General features: G+C 72.8%; 11 protein-coding genes. 7 read left to right on the forward strand and 4 right to left on the reverse strand.

The window, feature by feature from the left end; genetic code table 11:
- Positions 1-270 precede the first annotated feature (270 nt).
- Positions 271-5208 (forward strand): non-ribosomal peptide synthetase, encoded by a 4938-nt coding sequence (locus PKF00_RS21360; RefSeq protein WP_271219351.1) that lies wholly within the window; start codon positions 271-273, stop codon positions 5206-5208.
- A complete protein-coding gene (locus PKF00_RS21365; protein WP_271219352.1) occupies positions 5205-6689 on the forward strand; it encodes an MFS transporter in 1485 nt (494 codons plus the stop codon). The genes PKF00_RS21360 and PKF00_RS21365 overlap by 4 nt, the downstream gene beginning before the upstream one ends.
- Before the next feature lie 119 nt (positions 6690-6808).
- Here PKF00_RS21365 and PKF00_RS21370 read toward each other — a convergent pair whose 3' ends face one another.
- The 3 genes from PKF00_RS21370 to PKF00_RS21380 form a co-directional block, all read right to left on the reverse strand.
- Positions 6809-7423 (reverse strand): hypothetical protein, encoded by a 615-nt coding sequence (locus PKF00_RS21370; protein ID WP_271219353.1) that lies wholly within the window; start codon positions 7421-7423, stop codon positions 6809-6811.
- A gap of 92 nt (positions 7424-7515) precedes the next feature.
- Positions 7516-8106, reverse strand: a complete 591-nt coding sequence (locus PKF00_RS21375; protein WP_271219354.1) for a DUF4126 domain-containing protein — start codon at positions 8104-8106, stop codon at positions 7516-7518.
- A gap of 190 nt (positions 8107-8296) precedes the next feature.
- Positions 8297-9454: a ScyD/ScyE family protein gene (locus PKF00_RS21380; RefSeq protein WP_271219355.1), complete on the reverse strand. Its 1158-nt coding sequence runs from the start codon at positions 9452-9454 to the stop codon at positions 8297-8299.
- A gap of 239 nt (positions 9455-9693) precedes the next feature.
- Here PKF00_RS21380 and PKF00_RS21385 point away from each other — a divergent pair, with 239 nt between their 5' ends.
- Complete coding sequence (locus PKF00_RS21385; RefSeq protein WP_271219356.1) at positions 9694-10257, forward strand: MarR family winged helix-turn-helix transcriptional regulator; 564 nt, start codon at positions 9694-9696, stop codon at positions 10255-10257.
- 43 nt (positions 10258-10300) lie between these two features.
- On the opposite strand, the gene PKF00_RS21390 is transcribed toward PKF00_RS21385, so the two are convergent.
- Positions 10301-11032 (reverse strand): acyltransferase, encoded by a 732-nt coding sequence (locus PKF00_RS21390; protein WP_271219357.1) that lies wholly within the window; start codon positions 11030-11032, stop codon positions 10301-10303.
- A 156-nt stretch (positions 11033-11188) separates the two neighbouring features.
- Here PKF00_RS21390 and pyrG point away from each other — a divergent pair, with 156 nt between their 5' ends.
- The 4 genes from pyrG to PKF00_RS21410 all read left to right on the forward strand — a co-directional run bounded on the left by pyrG (position 11189) and on the right by PKF00_RS21410 (position 15528).
- Positions 11189-12859 (forward strand): CTP synthase, encoded by a 1671-nt coding sequence (gene pyrG, locus PKF00_RS21395; RefSeq protein WP_271219358.1) that lies wholly within the window; start codon positions 11189-11191, stop codon positions 12857-12859.
- Positions 12856-13548: an NUDIX domain-containing protein gene (locus PKF00_RS21400; RefSeq protein ID WP_271219359.1), complete on the forward strand. Its 693-nt coding sequence runs from the start codon at positions 12856-12858 to the stop codon at positions 13546-13548. Before pyrG ends, PKF00_RS21400 begins: the two co-directional genes overlap by 4 nt.
- A 12-nt stretch (positions 13549-13560) precedes the next feature.
- Positions 13561-14481 (forward strand): site-specific tyrosine recombinase XerD, encoded by a 921-nt coding sequence (locus PKF00_RS21405; protein ID WP_271219449.1) that lies wholly within the window; start codon positions 13561-13563, stop codon positions 14479-14481.
- 99 nt (positions 14482-14580) lie between these two features.
- A complete protein-coding gene (locus tag PKF00_RS21410; RefSeq protein WP_271219360.1) occupies positions 14581-15528 on the forward strand; it encodes a ParA family protein in 948 nt (315 codons plus the stop codon).
- Positions 15529-15556: the final 28 nt, after the last annotated feature.

Below are 15556 nucleotides of genomic sequence, written 5' to 3' on the forward strand. Positions count from 1 at the left end.
GTCGTCTCATCACGTCAACAGGTGATTTTGTGGAGCGTTCCACAAAAGGAGGCCAGAATGGGTGAAATTCGGAAAATAGCAGCTCAGTGCCTTGGGGGAGGAGTGGAGGGCAAGTAGAAATCCCAGCTAATGAGCAAATGTTGACGCATATAGCCATAAACCCTAGCCTTTGGGGGCGCTCCCGCATTCTTGTTCTCTTTTCCCTGCTCACGCCAGCCTGGTGTGAAAGCCATCAGGCCGATCGGCAGGCCGTACGAGGAGGAGGGTCGGATGGCGGGCGAAGCGAGGCCGAGACCCCGGATGGACCGCGACACGCTGCGACGACTCGCCGCGCTGAGGTCGGCGGAGCGGACCGTTCCCGTCCGCGACCGTGCGAGGCCGGTGCCGCTCACCCCCTCCCAGGAACGCCTGTGGTTCCTCGACCGGGCGGGGTTCGACGGCTCCACCTACCTGCTCTGGGCCGGGCAGCGCCTGAAGGGCCCACTGGACGCGGAGCTCGCCGACACGGCGCTGAAGACGGTCGTCGCGCGGCACGAGGCGCTGCGCACCGGGATCGTGGAGACACCCGGCGGGCCTGTGCAGGTGGTGCACGACCGGATCGTCCCCCAGCCCCCGGCGCACGAGGGGGCGCTCCCGACGGCGCGGGGGCGGACGCCGTGCGATCCGCCCGGCGAGGCGGACCCCGGCCCCCTGCTGCCGCTGGTGGACCTGCGCGACGCGCCCCCCGGCACGGCGGAGGCCGTAACCCGGGCGCTGACGGCGGCCCCCATGGACCTCGCCCGGCCGCCGCTGCTGCGCGCCGCGCTGCTGCGGCTCGCCCCCGACGATCACGTCCTGCTGCTGTGCATCCACCACATCGTCTCGGACGGCCCCTCCACCGAGGTCGTCGTCCAGGAGCTGTTCGCCGCCTACCGGGCACTGCTGGCAGGGGAGGACCCGGTCGCGGCGCTGCCCGAGGCGGGCGCCCAGTTCCCCGACTACGCCGTGTGGCTCGCCGACCGGGGGACCGGGCGGTCCGAGGCGGCCCGCGCCCACTGGCGCGAGCATCTGCACGGCGCCCCCGCCCTGCTGGGCCTGCCGGCCGACCGGCCGCGTCCGGCCACCCCCACCCTCCGCGGCGACCGCTGTGTCGCCGAGCTCGAGCCCGGCCTGTCGGAGGCGCTGCGCGACCTCGCGCGACGCGAGCAGTGCACCCTGTTCATGGTCTTCCTGGCGGCGTTCGCCGCGGTGCTGGCCCGGGTGTGCGACGAGGACGACGTCGTCGTCGGCACCCCCGTGGCCAACCGCGACCTCCAGCAGTTGCAGCGGTCGGTCGGCATGTACGTCAACACGCTGGCGCTGCGCGCGGACCTGAGCGGCGACCCGACGCTGGCAGGCCTGCTGGACCAGGTCAAGGAGACCGCCGTCGCGGGACTGGAGCACCAGATGCTCCCCTTCGACCAGGTGGTCGACCTCCTGCGGGTGCCCCGCGACCTCAGCTACAACCCGGTCTTCCAGGCCATGCTGGTGGTCGAGCCGGGCGCCCCGCCGGTCTGGGAGCCCGCGCCCGGCCTGACCGCCACCGGCTGGTCGCTGCCCACCCCCGGCGCCAGGTTCGACCTGACGCTGTGCGTCGTCACCGGGGAGCGGATCGGCCTGAACCTCGACTACGCCGCGGACCTGTTCGACGCCGCGACCGCCGAGCGGCTGACCGGCCACCTGGTGACCGTGCTGACCGCCATGGCCGAACGGCTCGCCACCCCCGTCTGGGAGGTGGACCTCGCCCCCCGCCCGGCGGACGGGATCCGGGGCGGGACGGGGAGCCGGGTCCCCGAGGTCCGAGGCGGACCGGACGGCTGGGCGGACGACGCCCCGGCGCGTACGGGGGCAGGAAGGACGGAGGCCGGGGAGGCAGAGGCCGGGCACACGGGCGCCGGGGCGTCGGAGGCCGGAAGGACGGAGGCCGGGCACACGGGCGCCGGAGAGACGGAGGCCGGAAAAAAGACGGAGGCCGGGCACACGGGCGCCGGGGAGACGGAATCCGCCGGACGGCCGGTGCACGAGCTCGTCGCCGCGCAGGCGGCGCGGACGCCGGACGCCCCGGCGATCCTGTCCCGGGGCCGGACGCTCACCTACGGGGAGCTGGACCGGCGGGCCAACCACCTCGCCCACCTGCTGGCGGGCGTCCCCGTCGCGGGGCGGCCGGTCGGCGTGCTCGTCTCCGACGTGCCCGACGCCGTGGTGGCGATCCTCGCCGCGCTCAAGGCGGGCGGCTCCTACCTTCCGCTGGACCCCGCCCACCCGCCGGTCAGGCTCGCCGGCGTCCTGGACGAGACGGACGTCCCGGTCCTGCTGGCCTCCGAGGGGACCGCGGTCGACCCCGCACTGCTCGGCCACGGCTCCCGCACGCTCCTGCGGACCGGCCCCGGCGTCGCCGACACGCCGCCGCCGGTCCCCCCGGCCCGCCCTGCGGACCTCGCCTACACCATCTTCACGTCCGGCTCGACCGGCAGGCCCAAGGGGGTGATGATCACCCACGGCACCCTCTCCCGGTTCAACCGCTCGTTCGTCGACGCCCACCGCTTCGGCCCGGCGGACCGCGTCCTCATGCTGCCACCGCTGACCTTCGACGCCTCCGTCGGCGACCTGTTCCCGGCGCTCACCTCGGGCGCGTCCCTGGCGCTGCACCCCGAGCCCGCCCTGCTCGACGGGCCCGAGCTGGTCCGCTTCTGCGCCGAGCTGGAGGTCACGGCCGTCGACGCCCCGGCCGCGCTCTGGCGGCGCTGGGGCGACGACCTGGCGGGGCACGCCGTGCCGGAGGACTGGCCGGTCCGGCTCATGATGATCGGCGGCGAGCGCGCCTCGACGGCGTCGGCCCGCGCGTGGGCGCGGGCCACCGGCGGCCGGATCGAGCTGGTCAACCACTACGGCCCCACCGAGGCCACCGTCTGCGCGACCACCCATCACACGGTGGAGGGACCCGAGGACGCCGCCCACCTGCCCATCGGCCTCCCCCTGGACCACGTGCGCGCCTACGTGCTCGACCGGCGCGGCAGGCCGTCCCCGGCCGGCACGCCCGGGGAGCTCCACCTCGGGGGAGAGTGCCTGGCCCGGGGGTACGCGGGACAGGCGGGGCTGACCGCGGCCAGGTTCGTCCCCGACCCCCACTCGCCGACGCCCGGCGCCCGCATGTACCGCACCGGCGACCTGGCCCGCCTGCGCGCGGACGGGACGCTGGAGTTCCTCGGCCGGGCCGACGGCCAGGTGAAGATCAACGGTTATCTGGTCGAACCCGCCGAGGTCGAGGCGGCCCTGTCGGAGCACCCGGAGGTCCTGGACTGCGCCGTCACCACCCGTCCCGACGCGGCGGGCCACCACCGTCTGATCGCCTACGTCGTCACGGGAGCCGGGGAGCCCGGACACGGGGGAGACGGGATGTCCGCATCCTCCGGCGGCGACGGTGGCGGTGACGGCCGCGACGGGACCGGAGCCGGGATCGGCGACCGTGCCCGGACGGGGGACGGCTCCGGCGGCCGCGACGCCGGGTCCCCGGTGGCCGGGCTCCGGCGCTGGCTGCGCGGGCGTCTCCCCGACTACCTGGTGCCCGCCGTGTTCGTCCCGCTGGAGCGGATCCCGCACACCGCGCACGGCAAGACCGACCTGGCGGCGCTGCCCGACCCGGCCGACCTCCCCGGGCCGTCCTCCCACGAGCCGCCGACCGGCCCGACGGAGACCGCGCTGGCCGAGATCTGGGAGCGGGTCCTCGACGTCAAGCGGGTCGGCAGGTCCGACAACTTCTTCACCGCCGGGGGGCACTCCCTGCGGGTCGCCGAGGTCATCGCCGAGATCGACCGCTCGCTGGGCGTGCGGCTGCCGATGCGGGCCCTGTTCGAGGCCGCCGACCTGGCGGAGCTGGCCGAGCTGACCGACGCGGCGGCCGCGGAGTCGGGAGCCGCGGGAACGGCAGGGGCGGGGGACGACGACGCCGACCTGCGGGCCGAGGCCGTCCTGCCCGCCGACGTCGTCGTGCGCGCCCGCGTGTCCGGGACCGGGGCCGGCGAGGGAGACGCGCCCGCCGCGCGCGCCCGGGGCGCCGAACGCGAGCCGTGGAGGAGCGGGCCGCCCGGCACGGTCCTGCTGACCGGCGCCACCGGTTTCCTCGGCGCCCACCTGACCGCCGAGCTGCTGGCCCGCACCCCGGCCAGGCTGGTCTGCCTGGTCCGCGCCGACTCGGCCGCCCACGCCCTGCGCCGCGTCCGCGACAACCTCACCCGGCACGGCCTGGACCCGGCCGTCCTGGGCGACCGGGTCACCGGCCTGCCCGGCGACCTGGCCGCGCCGCGCCTGGGGCTGGACGACTCCGTGCTCGCCGAGCTGGCCGCCACGGTGGACGTCGTCTGCCACAACGGCGGGCTGGTCAACTTCGCGCAGCCGTACGCGATGCTCCGCCCGGCCAACGTGGCGGGCACCCTGGAGGTGCTCCGCCTGGCGGCGGCCGGCGGCGGTCTGCCCGTGCACCACGTCTCGACCCTGGGCGTCTACCTGGGGTCGGCGTACCGGGATCTGCGCGTGACCGAGGCGGACCCGCCGGACGACCCCGACGGCCTGTACGGCGGCTACAACCGGAGCAAGTGGGTGGCCGACAGCCTGGTCCGGCAGGCGAGGTCGCGGGGGATCCCGGTCACCGTCCACCGGCCCGCCCGCGTCACCGGCGACAGCCGCAGCGGGGTGGGCGTCCCCGAGGACTACTTCACCCGCCTGCTCGTCACCTTCGCGCAGGTCGGCCTGGTGCCTGCCCTGTCCTACGAGGAGGACCTCTTCCCCGTCGACCTCCTCGCGGCGGGCGTCGCCTCGGCCGTGGCCGAGCCCCCGGCCGGGCAGGGGGAGGACATCCACTACTTCAACCCGGCGACGATGGGCTACGACCGGATCGCCGAGGCGCTGCGCGAGCACGGCCATCCCGCGCGGACGGTCCCGTGGGAGGAGTGGCGCGACGAGGTCGCCGGACGGCTCGCCGCCGGGGACGACCTGGCGATCGGCCCGTTCGCGGGCGTCGTCGCCGGGCCGGAGCCGACCTTCCCCCGTCCCCTGTTCGACTGCCGGGCGACGCACGGGCGCCTGGCGGCCCTCGGAATCGTCTGCCCGCCGGCGGACTCCGAGCTGCTCGGCCGGTACCTGGGCGCCCTGGTCGCCTCCGGCCACCTCCCATCCCCCCAAGGAGCGTCATGACGGAAACCCACGACCGCCGGGAGCTGGTCAGGTTCGGTGTCGTGTGGCTGGCGTCGCTGGCCTCCGGCATCGGCTCCAGCCTCACCTGGTTCGTGCTGGGGGTGTGGGTCTTCCAGCAGACCGGGTCCGCCAGCCAGTACGCCTTCGTCATGCTCAGCGGCATGCTGCCCAGCGTCCTGGTCGGCCCCTTCGCCGGGGTGGTGATCGACCGGTTCAACCGCCGCACGGTCATGGTGATCACCGACACGGTCGTGGCGCTGTCCACGGCCGGGATCGCGCTGCTGCTCGCCACCGGCGGGCTCCAGGTCTGGCACATCTACGTGGCCGCCGCGATCGGCTCGACCAGCGGGGTCTTCCACACCACCGCCTACAGCGCGATCATTCCGCTGCTCACCCCGAAACGGCACCTGGGCAGGGTCAACGGCCTGATGCAGACCGCCGGGGCGCTGCACATCGCCGCGCCGCTGGCGGCCGGCGCCCTGATCGGCGCGGTGGGCATGGCCGGGGTGCTCGTCATCGACCTGACGACCTTCTTCGTCGCGGTCGGCACGCTGCTGCTCATGCGCCTGCCCGCGACGGTGCTGATCCCCCAGGAGCGGGCCGAGCCGCCGTCGTTCCGCTCCGACCTGGCGTACGGCTGGCGCTACCTCCGCGCCCGCCGCGGCCTGTTCAACCTCGCGCTCGTGCTGACCGCCTACAACTTCGCGTTCGGCGTGGCCGGGGTGCTGGTCCAGCCGCTGATCCTCTCCTTCGCCTCGGCCGCCACGCTGGGCGTGCTGATGTTCGCCGGGGGATCGGGCCTGTTCGTGGGCGGTCTGGTCATGACCGCCTGGGGCGGCCCCAAGCGGCGGGTGCCCGGGGTGGCGCTGTTCGCCGCGCTGGGCGGGGTGGCGCTGATCCTGCACACGCTGCGGCCCTCGGCCCTGCTGGTGGGCGCGGCGGCGGCGGCGTTCCTGTTCACCCTGCCCGTGGTGCAGGGCAGCGTGGCGACGGTGTTCCAGACGAAGATCGAGCCGACGGCCCTCGGCCGGGTCATGGGCACCACGCACACGCTGGCCCAGCTCGCGATGCCGATCTCCTACCTGGTGGCGGGGCCGCTCGCGGAGAGCGTCCTCGGCCCCGCCCTGCGTCCCGGTGGTCCGCTGGCCGGCTCCCTCGGCGCGCTGGTCGGCGTCGGGGAGGAGCGCGGCATCGCGGCGATGCTGCTGGCGGCGGGCCTGCTGCTGCTCGCGCTGGCGGCGGTGATGCTGCTCCTCCCGTCGCTGCGCCGGGTGGAGCACGACCTGCCCGACGCGGGGGACCAGGACGCCGGCGGGGAGACGGGCGAGGGCGCGGAGCGCGAGGCCGCCCGGAACGGCGGCCCGGGGAACGGCGAGGACGCCGGGGCCCCGGGCGGGGACACGGACAGGGAGACGGCCGGGAACACGGACACGGACGGGGACGCGCCCGCGCCCGGCCAGGTCACGGTGCCCGCCCCCTGAGCCTCGCCGGTCCATCCCGTCCGTCCCCGGTCGTCCGTTCCGGCCGCCTGGTCCGGTGGTCCGTCCACCCCGATTCGGGGCTCATGGTTTCGCCGGGGCGGGGCGTCGCGCCTCTCCGGTCAGCGGTGGTCGTCGCGGTGGGAGCGGTGGATCTCCGTGCGCCGGTAGAGCTCGTCGATCTCGTCCAGCGGGTCGGGGGCGTGGCGGCGCGCCTCGATCTCCAGGTCGGTGCGGCTCTGGATGTCGTCGATGCCGGTGGCCGAGTGCGCCATCTGGTCGCTGAGCAGGTCGGCGCGGATCCGGGCGCACGACGTGGTCAGCTTGGCGTGGTGCTCGCGCAGCCGGTTCATGGAGGCGTGGTCGACGTAGGCGGAGGTCCGGCTGTGCTGGGCGTAGAGGGCGAGCTGGCCGTCCAGCTGCTCCGCGTGCGCGCCGATCTCCGCCACCAGCTGGGGCAGGTCGCCCAGGCCCCACCCGTCACGCAGCGCCTGGTCCACGGCCTGCCGGGTCAGGGAGACCTCCCGGCGCAGGTCCAGACGCATCCGCTCGGACTCGCCCGCGTCGCCCGGGCTCATCGCCGCCATGTGGGAGGCCACCCGGCCGGTCACCTTGCGAGCCTTCTTCGTCGCCTTCTTGCCGACCTTGACCAGGAGGTAGACGCCGGCGGCCCCCGCGAGGAGGAAGAGCAGCAGGATCACCAGCACGATGGTGAGGAAAGTGCCGATCGGAACCACCTCCTGACAGGGGGAAGAACAGGTGTTTTGAGCATAGCCCGCGCGTCCGCGGGCGCGCGGGCTCGCGCGGGGCGTCGGTCAGGGACGCCGGTTCAGGCCGGGCTTCGCCGGAGGGCGCGGCGGCGCCGCACCTTGCGCAGGGCCCACCAGGCGAACAGCGCGAGCGCGGCCACCGCGATCACGACGAGAAGCGGAAGGAAGATCGCGATCAGGCTCATGCCGAGCGATCCGGCGTCCTCCATCGTGCTCACCACGGGAGCGCCGACCCCGGCCGTCGTCGCGTTGACGACGGGCCTGGCGGTCGTCTTCATCACGTGCACGGCCAGCGCGATGCCGATGCCCAGCGCCCAGCCGACCCAGGGGTTGTGGCTCATCCAGCTGGAGCCGTCCAGGCGGGCGGCCGCCTCGGTCGCGCTGAACACCACGCCGCCGGAGGCGGGGCGGACCACGGTCTGGATCATGTCGTTGACGCTGTCGACCACCGGGACCTTGTCGAGGACGATCTCCGCGAGCAGCAGCACGCCGATGATCCCGAGCACCCACCCGTTGGACAGCCAGGCGAACTCCTGCGGCAGCCGTACGTAGTCGGTGAAGTTGGCGAGCAGACCGACGACGAGCAGGGGGATGTAGGCGTTCAAACCGGCCGCGGTGGAGAGGCCGAGACCTGTCAGTGCCGCGAGCATCCGCACCTCCGTTGTGTCGTGTCCCTCCCTACAACGATTCCCGGTCGAGGAACGATCCCGTCAGGCCTGGCCGATCGCCGGTGGCCGGTTCACACGGGCCATGTTCCCGGATTCACCGGGGTGATGTTCGCGGACACGAAAAACGAGGGGCGCACTCCGCAACAGGGTGCGCCCCTCGTTCTCCCGAGGGCTACTCCGAGACGGGGACCCGGAGTATCTCGCCCTTGCCGGGCGCCATGGCCTGGTTGGCCACGTAGACGGCGCCGTCGGGGCCCACGGCCACGCCGAGCGGGGTGACCAGCGTGCCGGGCTTGAGGAGTTCGGTGCGGGTGCCGTCGCTCTCGATCCGGTAGACGGTGCTCTTGCTCATTCCCTCCGCGGGGAGCGGGCCGACGGAGCCGAGGACGATCATCCTGCCCTCGGCGTCGAAGGTCACGTCGGCGACCGTGGTGAAGCCCTTCGCGGCGGTGGTGACCTTGCCGTTCTTGAGGCGGAGGACCCGGGCGGCGCCCTCCGGGTTCGGGAAGCCTCCGTGCTCGGCCACGTAGTAGGCCCCGTCGGGGCCCTTGGCGATGCCCATCGGCACCGACTGCATCGGGATCTTGCTGCCCTTGGGCAGCTTGAGCGCGGGGGGAGCCGCCACGGACCTGGCGTGGAGGACGGCCTCGGTGCTGACGCGGCCCTTCTTGTCCACCCGCAGCACGGAGTTGCCGCCGGTGTCGGCGACCAGCGCGCCGCCGCCGGGCAGCGGGGCCACGCCGAACGGGTAGGAGTCGACGGCGCTGCCCTTGTCCTTGCGGTCGGGGTTGTGCTTGGTCTCGTAGGCGACCAGGTCTGCGACGGAGAGCCGCTTGCCCTTCTTGGAGAGCGTCAGCAGCGTGCCCAGCGTCCTGCCCTTGGGGCCCAGCTTGGCGCGGAAGGCGGTGTCACCGGTGAAGCCGATGGTCACCAGGAGGTCGCCCTTGTCGGTGAGCGCCACGTCGTGCGGTCCGAGCGCGAACGGACCGCTGGCCGCGGAGGGCAGGCCGTCGACCAGCACGGAGGTCTTGCCGTCCTTGACGGTGCTGATGCGTCCCGTGAGGCCCAGGCAGATCTTCTCCGGCTTCTCGCCCTCCTGTGCCGGAGGCGTGGCGCACTTGACCTTGCCGCCGTGGCCTGACTCGGCGACGTACAGCGTGCCGTCGGGGCCGAACGACAGTCCGCGCGGGCTGTCGAGTCCCTTGGCGACGACCGTGGTCTCGCTGTCGGCCGCGTGCGCTGCGGCGACCTGACCGGTCGCCGCGGCCAGCAGCGCGATCCCCCCTGTGGCAGCCGCGAGCAGCCGGCGACCGATACGAACTCCGCTCAACGCAATCCCCTTCACCATCCCCGCCATATCCGTCGGCGGGAGCGAACATGGGAAAGCTATGAGCGGCGCTGAGCCGCTCACAAGGGAAAATCCCCGCAATCCACCCTGTCCTCGGACGATTTCCGTCCAGCGGGTGACGGCGCGTCCGTCCTCAGGGGGACGACGGAGCCGCAAGCCGATGGCGGGCTCCGGGCCAGGGGCTTGCGTACTTATCTCGTACTAAGAGCTAATATTCCCCTATGAGCACCACGGACTTCCCCGAGGGGCTGGCCGACGTCCTGGCCGGCGTCCAACGGCTCGTCCGGCGCAGGCTGCGCCGAGGCATGACCGGGCCGAGGCTGCGAGGCGCGCAGGTCGAGTTGCTGCGTCTGGTCTCCGCCAATCCGGGCATCGGCGTCTCGGCGGCGGCCAGGGAGCTCTATCTGGCGGGGAACTCGGTGTCCACGCTGGTCAACCAGCTCACGAAGGCCGGCCTGCTGCGCCGCGAGACCGCCCCGGACGATCGCAGGTCCGCGTTGCTGCTGCCGACCGCCGAGGCCGAGGCGCGGTTGCGGGCCTGGCAGGAGCGACGGGCCGAGCTCGTCCGCGCGCACGTGGAACGGCTCGGCGAGGACGACATGGCGGCGCTGGCCGCCGCCCTTCCCGCGCTGCGCAGGCTCGCCGAGAGCCTGCGGGAGGAGGCGGAGGGCGGCGAGGCGGTCAGGGGCGCGCGCGGGAAGGCGGAAGGCGCGCGCGGGGCGGTCGAGGACCCGCGCGAGAGGCCGGAGGAGGCATCCGGCCTGCTGGGGAGAACGGCGCGCTGAGGGGCCGGTGAGCCGGCGGCGGGGTGAGAACGCCCGGAAGGGGTCAGGCCGCGCCGACCGACCCCGCGGGCTCGGCGCGGACGCCGCCTGTCGCGGCGGGGGCGGAGCGGGTGCCGGCGGGCTCGGCGCGGCCGCCGCCGAGATGGGGAGGCAACCACCCCTCGCCGGGCACGTAGTGGCGGACGACCCGCGCGGGCACGCCGGCGATCACGCTGTGGTCGGGGAACTCCCCGCGGACCACCGCCCCGCCCGCGACCACGCACTGCCTGCCGATCCGGGTCCCCGGCAGGATGATCGCGCCGGCGCCGAGCCAGGAGCCCGAGCCGATGACCACGGGGTTGTTGCGCGGCCACTGACGGCCGATCGGCGTCTCGGGATCGTCGTAGACGTGGTTCTGGTCGGTGATGTAGACGTACGGCCCGGTGAACACGTGGTCGCCGATGTCGATCGACTGGTGTCCGACGATGTGGCTGCCCCTGCCGATCGAGCAGCTCCCGCCGATCCGCACGATCGAGCCGGGGCCCAGGTCGACCCCCGGGCCCATGCCGGCGGAGATGGACACCCGCTCGCCGACCAGGGTGTGGTCGCCGATCTCGATCCACGCCTCGCCGAAGACGGCTCCGACGGGGAAGGCCAGGCACGCGCCCTGGCCGAGGCGGCGGAAGCCGTAGCCCGCCGGGCTGGCGGCGCTCACCGCGCCGGCGGCGCGGACCGTGGTCCAGAGGCGGTGAACGAGGCTGCCGACGGCACGGCGTACCACACCACGAAGTGACATAGCGGCCCAAGTTACCGCCTGGTCATATCCCGGCGAAATGCGGGTCAGGGGATGTACGGGCCGATCGCGGTAACCGTTTGATATTCTGAGAGCCCGTGGACATGTAGGCCGTCAGCAGGGCGCGCCGACTGATCTATGACGACCACGGGAGACTTCTTGCGCAGCGCCGCACACACCAAGCATCTGTTCGTCACCGGCGGCGTCGCCTCCAGTCTCGGCAAGGGACTGACGGCCTCCAGCCTCGGACGCCTTCTGAAACTGCGGGGCCTGCGGGTCACCATGCAGAAGCTCGACCCCTACCTCAACGTCGACCCCGGAACGATGAACCCGTTCCAGCACGGTGAGGTCTTCGTCACAGACGACGGGGCGGAGACCGACCTCGACGTCGGCCACTACGAGCGCTTCCTCGACACCGAGCTGCACGGCTCGGCGAACGTGACCACGGGCCAGGTCTACTCCAACGTCATCGCCAAGGAGCGCCGCGGCGAGTACCTCGGTGACACCGTGCAGGTCATCCCGCACATCACCAACGAGATCAAGGACCGCATCCGCTCCATGGCGGGCCCCGACGTGGACGTGGTCATCACCGAGGTCGGCGGCACCGTCGGCGACATCGAGTCGCTGCCCTTCCTCGAGGCCGTGCGCCAGGTCCGTCACGAGGTCGGCCGTGACAACGTCTTCTTCCTGCACGTCTCGCTGCTGCCGTACATCGGGCCGAGCGGCGAGCTGAAGACCAAGCCGACGCAGCACTCGGTCGCCGCGCTGCGCAGCATCGGCATCCAGCCGGACGCGATCGTGTGCCGTTCCGACCGGCCGATCACCAACTCCCTCAAGCGCAAGATCAGCCTCATGTGCGACGTCGACGAGGACGCGGTCGTCTCCGCCGTCGACGCCGCGAGCATCTACGACATCCCCAGGGTGCTGCACTCCGAGGGGCTGGACGCCTACGTGGTGCGCCGCCTCGGCCTGCCCTTCCGCGACGTCGACTGGAAGGAGTGGGAGCAGCTCCTTCACCGGGTGCACCGCCCGGCGAAGGAGGTGACGATCGCCCTCGTCGGCAAGTACATCGACCTGCCCGACGCCTACCTGTCGGTCACGGAGGCGCTGCGCGCGGGCGGTTTCGCCAACGACGCCCGCGTCAACATCCGCTGGGTGAAGAGCGACGACTGCGAGACCCCCGAGGGCGCCGAGCGTGAGCTGGACGGCGTCGACGGCGTGCTCATCCCCGGCGGCTTCGGCGTGCGCGGCATCGAGGGCAAGCTGGGCGCGGTCCGGCACGCCCGCGAGGCCAAGGTCCCGCTGCTCGGCATCTGTCTGGGCATGCAGTGCATGGTCATCGAGGCCGCCCGCAACCTGGGGGGCATCGAGGACGCGGGCAGCACCGAGTTCGACCCCGAGACCACCCACCCGGTCATCTCCACCATGGCCGACCAGCAGGACGTCGTCTCCGGCGAACGCGACATGGGCGGCACCATGCGCCTGGGCCTGTACCCCGCCAAGCTCGCCGAGGGCTCCCTCGCCCGCCAGCTGTACGGCATGGCGAAGGTGGACGAGCGCCACCGTCACCGCTACGAGGTCAACAACTCCTACCGCGACCAGCTGGAGAAGGTCGGCATGGTCTTCTCCGGGCTGTCGCCGGACGGCCGCCTGGTCGAGTACGCCGAGCTGCCCGTCGACGTCCACCCGTTCTTCATCGGGACCCAGGCGCACCCCGAGTTCCGTTCCCGGCCGACCCGCTCGCACCCGCTGTTCAAGGGCCTGATCGGAGCCGCGCTGACCTACGCCGACGTCCGCGGCGCCGCGGCCAGGGCGGGGCGGGGAAAGTGAGCGACCTCGCATCCGGCCCCGCGTCGGCCCCCCCGGGGAAGGCGGCTCCGGAGCCCGCCCCCGTCTCCGGCTCCGCGCCCGACGTCGTCGACCTCCCCGAGGAGTGGAAGGTCGTCTCCTCCGTCGAGCACTTCAGCGGGCGCGTCATCACCGTGGTGACCGACGCCGTCCTCATGCCGGACGAGGAGGTCGTCAACCGCGACTACGCGGTCCATCCCGGTTCGGTGGCCGTGCTCGCGCTCGACGAGCGCGAGCGGGTGCTGATGATCCGGCAGTACCGTCACGCCGCCCGGCGCCTGCTCTGGGAACTGCCCGCGGGACTGCGGGACGTCGAGGACGAGCCGCTGCACGTGGCCGCCGCCCGGGAGCTCGCCGAGGAGGCGGGCTACCGGGCGGCGACCTGGCACACCCTCGTCGACGCCTTCACCTCGCCCGGGATGACCGACGAGCGGACCCGGATCTTCCTCGCCAGGGACCTCACCCTCATCCCGGAGGGGGAGCTGGACTTCGTCCGGCGACACGAGGAGTCCGACATGCCGGTGGTCTGGATTCCCCTGTCCGACGCGGTTCGGCGTGCCCTGGAGGGAATGATCCACAATTCCCAAGCCGTGGCCGGTATTCTCGCCGCATACGCCGCTTCGGCGGATGCTTTCGCCTCGCTGCGGCCCGCCGACGCACCGGAGGCATGACAGGAGGAGACCCTGAGCGAGACGGAGGCCGTCCTGGCCAGCTACCTCGCCCATCTGGCGATGGAGCGGGGTCTGGCCGCCAACACACTGGCCTCCTACCGCCGTGACCTCCTGCGGTACCTGGAGCACCTGAAGGGTCGTGGCCACGTCACCTTCGACGAGGTCGCCGAGGCCGACGTCACCGCCTTCCTCGCCGCGCTCAGGGAGGGCGACGAGGAGCACCAGGCCCTCGTCGCCAGCTCGGCGGCGCGTGCCGTCTCCGCGGTGCGCGGCCTGCACCGCTTCGCTCTCCGGGAGGGCGTGTGCGACCACGACCCCACCCACAAGGTGCGCCTGCCGCCCCGGCTCAGGCGGCTGCCCAAGGCGATCAGCGTGGACGACGTGGAACGGTTGATCGCCGCGTCGGGGCCGGAGGGGGCGCCGCTCACGATGCGCAACCGGGCGCTGCTCGAGCTGCTGTACGGCACGGGCGCCCGCATCTCCGAGGCCGTGGGGCTCGCGGTCGACGACATCGACCTGAGAAGCCGGCACGTGAGGCTCTGCGGCAAGGGCGGGCGTGCCCGCCTCGTGCCGCTGGGCCGCTTCGCCGGGGAGGCGCTGGGCGCCTACCTCACCAGGGCCAGGCCGGGCATCGCCGCCCAGGGCGGAGGCGGCTCGGGGCTGTTCCTCAACGCCAGGGGCGGGCGGCTCACCCGTCAGGGAGCCTGGGAGGTCCTCCAGGGCGCGGCCGAGCGAGGGGGGCTGGCGGGAATCTCGCCGCATATCTTGCGACATTCGTTCGCAACGCACCTCCTGGATGGGGGTGCGGACGTTAGGGTGGTTCAGGAATTACTCGGCCACGCTTCGGTGACCACCACCCAGGTGTATACCCTGGTCACGGTCGACAAGCTTCGGGAGGTCTATGCGGCCGCGCATCCGCGCGCGCGGCATTGACCTTCGTTGTGTCCGGGCGTGCCGCCTTGCCGCATACGTGTTGACGCCATAGTGTCCGTCCGGACGGTCCGGTTCGAGGCCGTCAGGGAGGTTCGACTGGTGACTGTGACCACCGACGGTTCTGTCCGGGCAACGACCCCCGGAACCCCCGAGAATCCCTGGGGGGACACCAAGACCGCCGGGACCCCTCATAGCGGGGGAGTCCTCGGCCCGACCGGGCGACCCCGCCCGGTGTTCCCCGACCCGCCCCCTCGCACCGTGCACGGACCGGCGCGCGTGGTCGCCATGGTCAACCAGAAGGGCGGGGTCGGCAAGACGACCACCACCATCAACCTGGGCGCGGCGCTCGCCGAAGCCGGGCTGAAGGTGCTGCTGGTCGACTTCGACCCGCAGGGCGCCCTGTCCGTCGGCCTCGGCATCAACCCCCACCAGCTCGACCTGACGGTCTACAACCTCCTGATGGAGCGGCAGATCACCGCCAGGGACGTGCTGATGGAGACCGGCGTCGAGGGCATGGACCTGCTGCCCAGCAACATCGACCTGTCGGCGGCCGAGGTCCAGCTCGTCACGGAGGTCGCCCGCGAGCAGGTGCTCGGACGGGTGATCAAGCCGCTCCTGCCCGAATACGACGTCTGCCTGATCGACTGCCAGCCCTCCCTGGGCCTGCTCACGATCAACGCGCTCGCGTGCGCGCACGGCGTCATGGTGCCGCTGGAATGCGAGTTCTTCGCGCTGCGCGGCGTCGCGCTGCTGATGGACACCATCATCAAGGTCCAGCAGCGCATCAACGAGGACCTCGTCATCGAGGGCCTGCTCGCCACCATGTACGACGCGCGCACCCTGCACGGCCGTGAGGTGCTCGCCCGGGTGGTCGAGGCGTTCGACGACAAGGTGTACCACACGGTGATCAACCGAACGGTTCGCTTCCCCGACGCCACCGTGGCCGGAGAACCCATCACGAGTTTCGACTCCTCCTCGCTCGGCGCCAGCGCCTACCGGGAGCTGGCTCGCGAGGTCCTCGCCAGGTGGAGCTCCCAACAACCGTGATCCGCCGGCCGTGACCACGGTCCCGGGT

This window comes from Streptosporangium carneum, from assembly GCF_027922005.1.
GTDB classification, from domain to species: domain Bacteria; phylum Actinomycetota; class Actinomycetes; order Streptosporangiales; family Streptosporangiaceae; genus Streptosporangium; species Streptosporangium carneum.